This is a genomic window from Alysiella filiformis (assembly GCF_014054525.1).
GTDB classification, from domain to species: Bacteria; Pseudomonadota; Gammaproteobacteria; order Burkholderiales; family Neisseriaceae; genus Simonsiella; species Simonsiella filiformis.
Genome location: NZ_CP059564.1, coordinates 2346281 through 2358941 on the forward strand (window position 1 = coordinate 2346281; position 12661 = coordinate 2358941).

11 protein-coding genes and 2 tRNA genes are annotated in these 12661 nt (G+C 44.2%); 7 read left to right on the top strand and 6 right to left on the bottom strand.

The features are described from left to right. The first annotated feature begins 134 nt into the window (after positions 1-134). From H3L97_RS11375 to glyS, 3 genes are read left to right on the top strand one after another with little or no spacing between them, the layout of a single operon-like run. The gene (locus H3L97_RS11375; protein ID WP_097114225.1) at positions 135-1412 is read left to right on the top strand and encodes an AAA family ATPase; all 1278 of its coding nucleotides are present in this window, start codon (positions 135-137) and stop codon (positions 1410-1412) included. Then, on the top strand, positions 1412-2038 hold the full coding sequence (locus H3L97_RS11380; RefSeq protein ID WP_097114226.1) for a hypothetical protein: 627 nt from the start codon (positions 1412-1414) through the stop codon (positions 2036-2038). Before H3L97_RS11375 ends, H3L97_RS11380 begins: the two co-directional genes overlap by 1 nt. Then, entirely contained in the window at positions 2035-4098 is a 2064-nt protein-coding gene (glyS, locus tag H3L97_RS11385; RefSeq protein ID WP_179655826.1) for a glycine--tRNA ligase subunit beta, read from the top strand. The genes H3L97_RS11380 and glyS overlap by 4 nt, the downstream gene beginning before the upstream one ends. Before the next feature lie 479 nt (positions 4099-4577). Here glyS and H3L97_RS11390 read toward each other — a convergent pair whose 3' ends face one another. From H3L97_RS11390 to H3L97_RS11400, 3 genes are all read right to left on the bottom strand, one after another. Continuing rightward, the gene (locus H3L97_RS11390; protein ID WP_097114228.1) at positions 4578-5066 is read right to left on the bottom strand and encodes a GNAT family N-acetyltransferase; all 489 of its coding nucleotides are present in this window, start codon (positions 5064-5066) and stop codon (positions 4578-4580) included. Positions 5067-5177: 111 nt separating this feature from the next. Further along, the gene (gene typA, locus H3L97_RS11395; protein ID WP_097114294.1) at positions 5178-6986 is read right to left on the bottom strand and encodes a translational GTPase TypA; all 1809 of its coding nucleotides are present in this window, start codon (positions 6984-6986) and stop codon (positions 5178-5180) included. Positions 6987-7128: 142 nt separating this feature from the next. Next, positions 7129-7218: transfer RNA gene (locus tag H3L97_RS11400), tRNA-Ser, on the bottom strand. 267 nt (positions 7219-7485) lie between these two features. Here H3L97_RS11400 and H3L97_RS11405 point away from each other — a divergent pair. Next, positions 7486-7579 (top strand) — tRNA-Ser (locus H3L97_RS11405). 145 nt (positions 7580-7724) lie between these two features. Here the strand turns inward: H3L97_RS11405 and lolA are convergent. Beyond that, positions 7725-8342 (bottom strand): outer membrane lipoprotein periplasmic chaperone LolA, encoded by a 618-nt coding sequence (gene lolA / locus H3L97_RS11410; protein ID WP_097114229.1) that lies wholly within the window; start codon positions 8340-8342, stop codon positions 7725-7727. Positions 8343-8567: 225 nt separating this feature from the next. Between lolA and H3L97_RS11415 the strand changes: the two genes are divergently transcribed. Together H3L97_RS11415 and H3L97_RS11420 are read left to right on the top strand one after the other, a co-directional pair. Further along, a complete protein-coding gene (locus tag H3L97_RS11415) occupies positions 8568-9404 on the top strand; it encodes a ferritin-like domain-containing protein (protein ID WP_097114230.1) in 837 nt (278 codons plus the stop codon). Continuing rightward, a complete protein-coding gene (locus H3L97_RS11420; protein WP_224446341.1) occupies positions 9374-9925 on the top strand; it encodes a hemerythrin domain-containing protein in 552 nt (183 codons plus the stop codon). Before H3L97_RS11415 ends, H3L97_RS11420 begins: the two co-directional genes overlap by 31 nt. Positions 9926-9928: 3 nt before the next feature. Here the strand turns inward: H3L97_RS11420 and H3L97_RS11425 are convergent, their stop codons facing one another. Continuing rightward, positions 9929-10759: a DUF1853 family protein gene (locus tag H3L97_RS11425; RefSeq protein ID WP_179655823.1), complete on the bottom strand. Its 831-nt coding sequence runs from the start codon at positions 10757-10759 to the stop codon at positions 9929-9931. Between the two features lie 58 nt (positions 10760-10817). Further along, the gene (locus H3L97_RS11430) at positions 10818-11282 is read right to left on the bottom strand and encodes a universal stress protein (protein WP_097114233.1); all 465 of its coding nucleotides are present in this window, start codon (positions 11280-11282) and stop codon (positions 10818-10820) included. Positions 11283-11393: 111 nt separating this feature from the next. Between H3L97_RS11430 and H3L97_RS11435 the strand changes: the two genes are divergently transcribed. Continuing rightward, the gene (locus H3L97_RS11435; RefSeq protein WP_097114234.1) at positions 11394-12161 is read left to right on the top strand and encodes a tRNA threonylcarbamoyladenosine dehydratase; all 768 of its coding nucleotides are present in this window, start codon (positions 11394-11396) and stop codon (positions 12159-12161) included. Positions 12162-12661: the final 500 nt, after the last annotated feature.

Below are 12661 nucleotides of genomic sequence, written 5' to 3' on the forward strand. Positions count from 1 at the left end.
AATTGGCGTTTGAGTAATTGGGTTAACCACTTTATGCCGATGAACATGAATGAGACACTTGTCCACATATTCACAAATAAGGTCTAAGGTCTCAAGTAATTAAAAAATTAGTTTAACTTTTAAAGGTATATATCATGGAATTAAAAATTAAAAATATCGGTGTTGTAAAAGAAGCCAACATCCAATTTAATGGTTTAACCGTTATTTGTGGAGAAAACGATACAGGCAAAAGTACTATTGGTAAAACTTTATTTGCTTTGGTTAAAGGAATTATTGGTTATGAAGAAGAGTTTCAAGAGGAATTATCCTATGAAATTTTTACACGGTTTAGACAAATTAGTAGATTAATTGAACACAGTATTAATTTAGAAAAATTAGATGACAAACAGTTAGAAGACATTCAAAAATATACTCAAATAAATAGTTTTTTCTTAACAAGAAGAATTAAATCTGGGAAATTGCAAAACAATTATTTCACATCATTAATTCAATTATTGAAAGACTTATTGAGTAATAATTTGATTACTGAAAGTGTTTATGAAAGATTTGAATTTTATATTCGTGATATTGAAGATTTTTTGCAACAAACAAACAACTCAAATTTAAAACAAAAATTGGCATTGGAGCGAGCATTTTTTTCAGAATTTCAAAGTTTGATTACAAGTTCGTCAAATATTAGTTTTTTACAAAATAATCATCAATTAGATATTGCATTTAATTCAAAATCTAAAATTAAAGGCAATTTATCTAATTTAGAGAATTTTTATTTTAGTGAAATCACTTATATTGAGACCCCTTCAGTCATTCAATTTTTTAAATTAATTATGAGTGCAGGTGTTAAACTAACTGAACAAAGTCGTGCAAAAGAAACTGTCCCATTGCATACAAAGGACTTGACCAGAAAATTATTTAATTCAGATAATATTTCAAATCATGAGATTTTCTATAATATTCATGAAATGATTCACGAATCCATTCAGGGGGATTTTGCTTATGATAATAATCAAAAGGACTTTTTCCTAAATAGAAATGGTGTCGTTATTCCATCAATGGATATTGCTTCAGGTATCAAATCATTAGGTATGATAGATATTTTAATTAAAAATAATATTTTAAATCCAAATGATATTTTGATTTTGGATGAACCTGAAGTCAATCTACACCCTGAATGGCAGAAAAAATATGCAGAAATAATTTGCTTACTGGCTCAATCTAGTGTGAAAGTACTGGTAGTAACGCACAGCCCATATATGGTATCTGCTTTACACCATTACTCAAAAAATATCTCCATTCATAGAAATTTCTATTGGGCAGAAAAAGGTATGTATGGTACTTATTTTTCAGATGAAACTAAAAATGTGATGGGTGGTATTGTTAAGAAATTTGCGCTTGCATTAGAAGGAATGTATTGATGCCAATTCAAAGTTTTCATCAAATTAAACTACGTTCAGAAACAAAACAAAAGACAGTTACTGAATTGTGTGTCGATAAAAACACAAATACCAGTTTTGTAGAATCTGATATAGTAATGATTGATTTTGATGCACTAGCAAAAGAAGTTGGAAACATTGTTTGTTCATCGGATGGATTAGCATTAAATGGTAATACAATACATTTTGTTGAATTTAAAAATCAACCATGGAGGAAAATAGATATTTCTAATTATTTAAGAAAAATATATGATGGAATTTCTATTTTTGGTTTTCACAGTCAAAATACTACTAAATTACAACAAATAGATATTCATTGTACTATTATCTGTAATCCTGATAAGAACCCTATTAGTGTTGAAAAGACAAGAGAAGAAAATCCAGTTTTTGGTGTCTTTCAAAAAAATCTTGAAGAATCAGGAAGTAAAATAACTTCTAATCAAGATGTTAGTAATCATCAAAAAAGTAAAGATGGAAAATTAATGCACATCCAAAAACTACTGGAAGGACTATCAAAATTTGGTATCCGAATAAAAGTTAATGCACTTTTAACACAAGAAGAAATCGACCAATTTTTATTACAATTTGACAATCAGGAAACAACATAATGTCCCCAATCCTTTTAATTGAACTTCTCACCGAAGAACTCCCCCCCAAAGCCCTGAACAACTTGGGCAAGCACTTCGCGCAAGCCATTGCCGAAGGTTTGGAAAAAACCCAACTGATTGATGGTGCATTGAATTTTACCGCCTACGCCTCGCCCAGACGTTTGGCGGTGGCGGTGCAAAACGTCAAAGCCGTACAAGCCGACCAGCAAATCGTCAAAAAAGGCGTGTCGGTGGCGGTAGGCATGAAAGACGGTGTGCCAAGCAAGGCTTTGGAAGGCTTTGCGCGTTCGTGTGGTGTGGAAATCGGCAGCCTGAAAATCATCAATGACGGCAAACAAGATGTGTACGCGCATGAATTTACCCAATCAGGTCAAACACTTGCTGTTTTGCTGGGCGACATCGTTCAGGCAGCCGTGAAAAAATTGCCCATTCCCAAAGTCATGCGTTGGGGCAGCAGCACCCACACCTTTGTGCGTCCTGTTCACGGCTTGATGGCTTTGCATGGCAATCAAATTGTGCCGATTAACGTGCTGGGCTTGGACAGCAGCAATCAAACTTTGGGACACCGTTTCTTGTCGCAAGGCGCAATCGTACTCTCCCAAGCCGATGATTATGCAACACAATTAGCCGAACAAGGCAAAGTCATCGCCCAATTTGCCGAACGCAAAAACCACATCAAATCTGAATTGGACAAAATCGCAGGCAGCCTGAACGCCACCGTTGCCGCCGATGAAAGTCTGTTGGACGAAGTAACCGCTTTGGTGGAATATCCCGTTGTTTTACAAGCCAGTTTTGATGAAAAATTCTTGGCGGTGCCACAAGAATGCCTGATTTTGACCATGCAGCAAAATCAAAAATATTTCCCGCTTTTGGACAAAAACGGCAAATTGATGAACCAATTTTTGCTGGTATCCAATTTGCAAACGGCTGATTCTTCACACATTATTCACGGTAATGAACGTGTTTTACGCGCACGTTTGTCGGACGCGGAATTTTTCTACAAACAAGACCAAAAAGCGGATTTGGCAAGCCGTTTGCCCAAATTGGCGAATGTGGTTTACCACAACAAAATCGGTTCGCAAGCACAACGTGTTGAAAGATTGCAAAAAATTGCGGTTTACATTGCAGGCTGCCTGAATGCCGACAAAACGGTGGCGGAACGTGCCGCAATGCTGGCAAAAGCCGATTTGCTGACGGAAATGGTGGGCGAATTCCCTGAATTACAAGGGGTTATGGGCAAATATTACGCGCAACTTGATGGCGAAATGCCCGAAATCGCGCAAGCCATTGAGCAGCATTATTATCCGCGTTTTGCGGGCGACACGCTGCCTGAAAGCCCCATCGCCACAGCCGTTGCGCTGGCAGACAAGCTGGAAACGCTGGTCGGCATTTGGGGCATTGGCTTGATTCCAACGGGCGACAAAGACCCCTACGCGCTGCGCCGTTCCGCTTTGGGCGTGTTGCGCATGCTGATGAATTATCCTTTGTCTATCAAAGATTTATTGGATTTTGTGGCGGCGCAATTTCCTGCCAATTTGCTGGCTGAAAACACGGTGGCGGAAGTGGCGGATTTCATGCAAGCGCGTTTGGCGGTGTTGTTGCAAAACGATTTCGCGCAAGACGTGGTGGTGGCTGTGTTGGCGCAACGCCCCGACCGCTTGGACGATTTGTTGGCAAAATTGCAAGCGGTTCAAGCATTTAAGCAATTACCCGAAGCGGCTGCTTTGGCGGCAGCAAACAAGCGCGTGCAAAATCTGTTGAAAAAAGCCGATGGCGATTTGGGCGAAGTGCGTGCCGATTTGTTGGCGCAAGACGAGGAAAAAGCCTTGTTCCAAGCGGTGCAAAATTTGCAACCGATTGTGCAAAAATCGGTGGAAAATCAGGATTTTGTGTCGGCTTTAACCGAATTGGCAAAAATCAAACCGCAAGTGGACGCATTTTTTGATGGCGTGATGGTGATGGCTGATGATGTGGCTGTGAAACAAAATCGCTTGAATTTGTTGAACTTGTTGGCAAATTTGATGAATGCTGTGGCGGACATTGCTTTGTTGAGCGAATAATATCCACATCAAAATCATTCAGGCAGCCTGAAAGCACATTTTTAGGCTGAAACTTTTGCAAAACCCACTTGCAAGCTGACGTAGGGGCGGATTTCATATCCGCCCTTTTTTCAATTTATTGATAAAAATGAAAATTGCCACAAGCTCAAACGGGGCAGATATGAAATCTGCCCCTACGAACCGATTTTTGCAAAAGTTTCAGGCTGCCTTTCATTATCCTACAAAAAAATGGATTTTGCCTTCGGCGACTTACTTTTTAAAAAAGTAAGCCAAATGAATGAATGCCAAAAGGTTGTGTTGCAAACCAATATTTCAGGCAGCCTGAAAATATCAACCACTGAAACACAATAAAAATGACCGTTTTCATTCAAGTTGTTTGGCTGACTTTTTCAAAAAGTCAGTCGCCCGAGTGGCGATAGAGCGCAAATCCCAACAAACCCCATTTTATTTTTGTCGGACAATGAAAAGCTGCCCGAATGTCATTTATCCAAATATTTGCGCATCAAACGACACGGTACTTTAACGTCTTGATTCAAAGGTAAAAAAGCCTCCGACAAAGTTTGGTAGCCGTTCAAACGAAAAAACGCCAACGCATTGTTGGGACAATATAAACTCAACGCGCTTGCGCCCGAATCCAAAGTCAGTTGTTCGGCACGCTGCAACAACGCCGTGCCTATGCCCTGCTTATGCACCGCAGGATGCACATACACCGCCGACAAATGCGCCCGCAACAAATCCAACTGAAAAAAACCCATTACCGCACCGTGATATTCCGCCACCCACAAGGCAATGTTGGGTTGATTCATATCGCGTAAATAGCTGTTTTCATTTAATAAAGCCAACCATTCATGGCGTATTATCGCGTCATAGCTTTGCAAACACGCCAAACGAACAGCGTAATAATGCGCCTGAAAAATGGCAACGCAATCGCTGGGGCGGGCGGGTCGTAAATGGGTAATAAACACAATATGATGGGCTTAAAAGAAAACGCAAATTGTAGCCGATTTAACCGTTTTTTACAAAAAAAGGCTGCCTGAAACGGAAAAAATCCCATTCAGGCAGCCTGAAAAATCACATCATCAATCTTTTTTGAAATGTTTGCGGCGTTCCGCTTCGCTCAAATGGCGTTTACGCAAACGAATCGATTTGGGTGTGATTTCCACCAATTCATCATCGTCAATAAATTCAACCGCGCTTTCCAAAGTCAATTTGATGGGCGTGGTCAAACGCACCGCTTCATCTGTGCCGCTTGCACGGATATTGGTCAATTTTTTGCCTTTTAATGGGTTCACGACCAAATCGTTGTCGCGGCTGTGAATGCCGATAATCATGCCTTCGTAAATTTTGTCGTTGGGCGACACAAACATGCGACCACGGTCTTCCAAATTCCACAAAGCGTAAGCCACCGCCTCGCCCTGCTCTTGCGACACCAGCACGCCATTATGACGACCCGGCATATCGGGTTTCACAGGCGCGTAATCGTCAAAAACGTGGCTCATCAAACCTGTGCCGCGCGTCATCGTCATGAATTCGCCCTGAAAACCAATCAAACCACGCGCAGGAATGTGGTATTCCAAACGGGTGCGACCGTTGCCATCGCTTTCCATATTGGTCAATTCCCCACGGCGGCGACCCAATTCTTCCATCACCGCACCTTGATTGTCATCAGGCACATCAACCGTCAAATTCTCGTAAGGCTCGCATTTTTGACCGTCAATCTCGCGGTACACCACGCGCGGTTTGCCCACTGCCAACTCATAACCTTCGCGGCGCATGTTTTCCAACAAAATCGTCAAATGCAATTCGCCCCTGCCTGAAACGCGGAACACGTCTGCATCTTCCGTGTCTTCCACGCGCAAAGCCACATTGGTCAGCAATTCTTTATTCAAACGGTCGCGGATTTGGCGGCTGGTAACGAATTTGCCTTCCGTACCTGCCAATGGGCTGGTGTTCACCATAAAGTCCATCGTCAAAGTCGGTTCGTCCACGCTCAACATCGGCACGCCAACAGGATTTTCCTTGTCGCAAATCGTTACACCAATGCCAATGTCTTCAATGCCCGAAATGATGACGATGTCGCCCGCCTCCGCCTCGTCCAAAGGCACGCGTTCCAAGCCTTTGAAACCCAAAAGCTGGTTAATGCGACCTGTGGCGACTTGGTCTTCATGATTCATCACGGCAACTTGCATACCCGAACGGATTTTGCCGTTCAACACGCGACCAATGCCCAAGCGACCTGTGTAATTGTCGTAATCCAACTGCGAAATTTGCAACTGCAAAGGCGCGTTCGCATCGCCAGACGGTGCAGGTGTGTGTTGCAAAATCGTGTCAAACAACACGCGCATATCGGTTTCCGTGCCGTCTTCTTCCAAACGCGCAAAACCGCTCAAACCAGAGGCGTACACAATGGGGAAATCCAACTGCTCATCGGTTGCGCCCAAAGCGTCAAACAATTCAAAGGTTTGGTCAATCACCCAGCTTGCGCGGGCAGAAGGTTTGTCAATTTTGTTAATCACCACAATGGGTTTCAAGCCCAAGCCCAAAGCCTTTTTGGTAACGAAACGGGTTTGTGGCATCGGGCCTTCTTGCGCGTCCACCAACAGCACCACGCAATCCACCATGCCCAACACGCGCTCCACTTCGCCACCAAAGTCGGCGTGTCCGGGGGTGTCCACGATGTTGATGTGGTAGCCGTTGTATTCAATGGCGGTGTTTTTGGCGAGAATGGTGATGCCGCGCTCTTTTTCAATGTCGTTGCTGTCCATCACGCGCTCTTCCACTTGTTGATTGTCGCGGAATGTGCCTGATTGGCGCAAAAGTTGGTCTACGAGTGTGGTTTTGCCGTGGTCAACGTGGGCGATGATGGCGATGTTGCGGATTTGTTTCATGGTTTGCTTTACAAAAATAATTGAATCAAAAAATAAAAACCGTGCATTATACACGGTTTTTTCACTTTTCAGGCTGCCTGAAATGCAAAAAACAGACAAAACAAAACGGTCTGAAATTGCGATTCAGACCGTTTTTGAATTTTGGCGGAGGCTGTGAGATTCGAACTCACGGAGGGCGCAAACCCTCGACGGTTTTCAAGACCGTTGCATTAAACCGCTCTGCCAAGCCTCCGTCTTTGAAAGATTGCTACTATACCGATGTTTTGTTTTTTTGCCAAGTCTTATTTTGATTTTTTGGCTAATTTTGATTTAATAAAATGATTTTTAATGATATTTATTTCATACTCAATGCAAAAACATTTTTCCACAGCCCATTTTTCTGCTTCTTCAAAATAAAAATGCTGATAATTCAATCACAAATAAAATTTTTACCCAATGCACTTGACCGATAAAAAATTTGGGGGTATAGTACGCACTTTCATAAGTTGTTTCCGAAAACGGAGTAATGGCTGAGAGGCTGAAGGCACTCCCCTGCTAAGGGAGCATGTGGACTAAAATCTGCATCGAGGGTTCGAATCCCTCTTACTCCGCCAAAAGTTGAGAACAAACAAGCTCTGAAATGTTTCAGGGCTTTTTTGTTGCCTTTTTCAATACCGACTTGGGATAAAAAATTCAAAACTTCAAATAAATCAAAAGCTGCCTGAATGGTTTTTCAGGCAGCTTTTTTGCTGTGTGGGTTTAATTGCTCAACACGTCCACACCTTTGGGCGGTGTGAATTTAAAGTGTTGTTTGGACAAATTCGGTTTCATATTCAAACCACTAAATTGAATGTGGGTGATGTTGCCAAAGCCGTCTTTCAATTCCATATTGTTCAGCTTGTCGCCTTGAAAGCCAATGCGAATGTATTGGTAGCCTGAATTGCTCTTTTTGGGGGTTGCCAATACATAGTCTATGCCGTTTTTGCTGGCTTCTTCTTTCAGGGCGTAGTTGCTTTCCAGCGCGGTTTTGTGCGACAAAATGGCGGCGGGGCTGTCGCCAATGGCTTGGTTTTGGCTGGATTTGGTTACTTGTTTTAAATCAACATCATACAACCACACGGTTTGCCCATCGCCCACAATGGTTTGTTTGTAGGGTTTGACGTATTCCCATTGAAATAAACCAGGGCGCAACACTTTAAAGCTGCCTGATGTGCGTTGGGTTTTGTTTTTGGATTGTACGGTTTGGGAAAAGCTGCCTGTTAAGCCGTCTGTGTCTTGGTTGAATTTTTTCAGCGCGTCAATCGCGCCTGCGTGGGCGGCGTTTGCCAGAGCAACACTGCCAATTAAAGCCAATAATGTTTTTTTGAAATGCTTCATGGTATCGCCTTTCGGAGTAAAATGTTTCATGTTTGTGGAAAAAATGGCTGTTACGTTGTAACACGGCGGCTATATTAACATTTTCAGGCTGCCTGAATGTTAGCGAATGGTTTGTTAAGTTGCTTGAAAATGTTAAGTGTTTTATTTTGAATAACAAAATGGCTTTATTTTAACCGAATTTTAAAGTTTTCACACATTATTGCTTTTTGGCTGAAAGGATTTTTCATGCAAGACAACATTTTTCCGCGCTTGGAACGCGCTTTATGCGAAACCGACCCCACGCAAAAATGTGAACTCATCTTTCAAATTGACGCGGATTACCGTTCAGGCAGCCTGAAAATTGCGCCAAACGAAGATTTACCGCGCGATGTTTTCGTGGCAGGTCGCCCCGAAAAACCCGAACTGGTGCCACCTTATAAAGTGGAACAGCGCAAAACGTCCACGCCCGAAGGCTATGCGGCGATGTTGCACGCGATTTGCCACATTGAATTTAATGCAATTAACTTGGCTTTGGACGCGGCATACCGCTTTCGCACGCTGCCCGAACAGTTTACGCTGGATTGGCTGAAAGTGGCTTATGAAGAAGCGCAACATTTCACCTTAATGCGCGACCGTTTGCGCGAACACGGCTACGATTATGGCGATTTTTCCGCGCACGGACATTTGTGGGACATGGCATACAAAACGGCATTTGACCCCCTGTTGCGCATGGCACTCGTGCCGCGCGTGTTGGAGGCGCGTGGTTTGGACGTTACCCCCGCAATCCGCGAAAAAGTGAAACAGCGTGGCGATTTGCCCACTTGCGATGTGTTGGACATCATTTACCGCGATGAAGTGGGGCATGTGCAAATTGGCACGCGCTGGTATGCGCATTTGTGCGAACAGCGCGGTTTGGAGCCGATGGGTTTGTTCCGCAACCTGTTGAGAAGATTTGATATGTTCATTTTTCGCGGCTATGTGAATTTGGAAGCGCGTGAACGAGCAGGTTTTTCCCAATTTGAGATGGCGATGTTGGAAGATTTTGAAAAATCGTGGCACGAAACGCATGGAAAGGCAGCCTGAAAATGTTGAATTTAAACAATATTCAAGCCAAATCAGCCACTTGGGACGAACCCATAGAAATGCTGTATGCCTGTCATGGCAAAATCAAGAATTTTTGCCAACAATTATTGCGGCTGCCTGAATATTTGGCGCAACACGGCTGCAATGATGTGGTACGCGGCAGCGTGGCGCAAATTTTGACTTATTTCAATCAAGCCGCGCCTTTGCATCATGCTGATGAAGAAGTGGATTTTTTCCCATTGCTGCAACAATACGCACCGCAATCGCACGATTTAATCGCCAAATTGGCGGCTGAACACGATGTGTTGGAAGAAAATTGGCGCATTTTGGCGCAAGAATTGAACGCAATTTTGTTGGGCGACACGGTAACTTTATCGGCACAAAACGTGGCAAAATTCACGCAATCTTACGCCCAACACATTGAATACGAAGAACCTTTATTTGAAATGGGCAAGCAATTCATTCCACCAGAAAAATTGCGTGCAATCGGCAAAATCATGGCGCAAAGGCGGCTGGGTTGATGTTCAGGCAGCCTGAAACATGGCGCGACTGTGTTCATGCCAATAACCGTCTGGGCGCGGCAACACAATCGCGCAAATGCCCTGTTTATCGGGCGGTGCGTCTTGCCACGACTGGGTTTGTTCAAACGCAACACGCGCGGGCGCAAGATAAGCATTTCGCGCCAAATGACACACGCGGCTGCCTGAAAACAAAGGCTGTTGCGCCACCCAATCTGCCAATTTGCCAAAATCGTCAAACCAAAAACCCTGCCAAGCGGTTGGCGCACATTCGGCTGGTATTTGCGCTTGCGGCGTGAAAATGTTGCCGCGAATCACGCAAGCGCGTTTCAGGCTGCCTGAAATGCCCATTTCACGCCAAATTTTTTGGGCGTGTTCATGTTGCGAAAGTTGGATTTGTTGTTGGATTTTTTCGGCTTTTTTTGCCAGCGTATCGTTGGGATTGAGTCCGCGCCACACATTTTGTCCGCCAAAATATTTGCAACACAATTCAATGTGGTAAACCTCATCATGGATTTTTGCCACAAAATCGCATTCCCCCAAAGGCGGCACCGCCACATTTCGCGCCAACAAAGCCGTATGCGGTGCGCTGCTCAACCAAAATGCCAGCAAGTTTTCCGCATATTTGCCCAGCAAAGGGTGCAACAGATGTTCAGGCAGCCTGCTTGGGTTGTCGTCCAAATCCAGCAAATACCGAAAACCGTGCGCCCCCAATAATTGCGGACGCGACAATTCATGCTGATTGAGCCACAACGGTGGCGCAAGCAACACACTTGCCAAATCGCGGACAATCGGGTGGCGCAATCGCCAATACAAAGCATCTTGGGCGTGATTCATGTTTTTATCCCACAAAAAAGCTGCCTGAACGCTTTTCAGGCAGCCTGAAACCATCAAATCATTCGTCTTCGCCTTGGCTGCGAATAATCAACAAAGGCAAATTGCTGTGGCGCATAACCGTTTCCGCAAAGCTGCCCATCAACAAATGCATCAAACCCGTGCGACCGTGCGTTCCCAACACCAACAAATCCGCGCCCTGCGTATTGCCAAAATCCACCAATTCTTGCGCCATTTCCTTCGCGCCCTTGGTGGCGAGCAACAAATGCGTTTGCACATTTTGCACCCCTGCGTTTTGGGCGATGGTTTTCGCCTCACTCAACACATCATTGCCACTGGCAACGGCTGCCGCCTCATAGCTTTCGTGTTGCAAAAATTCAGGCGCAAGCGTCATGTATTCGCTGGGGTTGGCAACGTGAACCAAAGTCATTTGACTGCCACTTTGCACCGCCAAACCCAAAGCATGATTCAAAGCATTCAAAGCCGTGTGGCTGCCATCAACGGCAACAAGCAAATGTTTGTACATAAAAATTCTCCATTCAAGTTAATGGTGGGATTGCCGAATCAAGTATAATCCAAAACCCAAACACACCACAAACAAAATCACGCCAAATTTGAGACAGATTAAGGATAAAACATGACACAACAACACGACCGCCGCTTTGGTGGCATCGCACGATTGTATGGCGAACGCGGTTTACAACAATTATCACAAGCACACGTTTGCGTGGTGGGGGTGGGCGGCGTAGGCTCATGGGCAGTAGAAGCCCTCGCCCGAAGTGGCATAGGCGAACTCACGCTCATTGATTTGGACAACATTGCCATTTCCAACGTCAATCGCCAATTACACGCCCTCACGCCCGATTTTGGCAAAGCCAAAGTAACCGCGCTGCGCGAGCGCATCGCCCAAATCGCCCCCCACTGTATCGTGCATGAAATTGAAGATTTTGTTGATGAACACAATTTGCCCGAACTGTTTAGCCAACCCTTTGATTTTGTGATAGATGCCATAGACCAAATGCGCGTTAAAGTTGCCATGATAGATTATTTTCTCAAACACAAACAAGCCTTTATCATAAGTGGCGGTGCAGGTGGGCAACGCAATCCCGCCCTGATTGAAACCGCCGATTTGTCGCAAACCACCCAAGACCCTTTGCTGTCCAAAATCCGCTACACCCTACGCAAAAAGCACGGCTTGCCACGCGAAGGCAAAATGCGCGTACCCTGCGTTTATTCACGCGAACAAATCACACCGCCCCAAATTCAGGCAGCCTGCGACACCGACCCCACCGCCCCGCAAGGCTTATCCTGTGCAGGTTATGGCGCAAGCATGCTGGTAACGGCAAGTTTCGGCTTGCATTGCGCCACCGCTGCGATTGAACACATTGTGAAACCGAAAAAATGAATTTTCAGGCAGGCTGAAACCTTTGCAAAACTCAGTTCATAGGGGCAAATTTCACATCTGTCCTGTTTAGACTTGCTTTTATCAATAACGTGAACTCGGGATAAGTCACTGTCAATTTGCCAACAAACCTGCCCTCTCTCCCTATGGGAGAGAGTTGGAGAGAGGGCTTGTTGAGCAGCATACCCTCTCCCCAGCCCTCTCCCACAGGGAGAGGGAGCAAATTGACTTAAATTGATTAATCACTTTTATCCCGAAATCGCGTTATCAATAAATTGAAAAAAGGCAGATATGAAATCTGCCCCTACGAATTGAGTTTTGCAAAAGTTTCAGGCTTTCACTACCCTACCCCAAATGGATTTTGCCTTCGGCAACTTACTTTTTAAAAAAGTAAGCCAAATACATGGATGCCCAACGGTTTCGGTTTAAACAAACATTTCAGGCAGCCTGAAAAGATTAAGCCATTGAAAAAATTGGAAATCATCTTTATTTTTCGGTTTGTT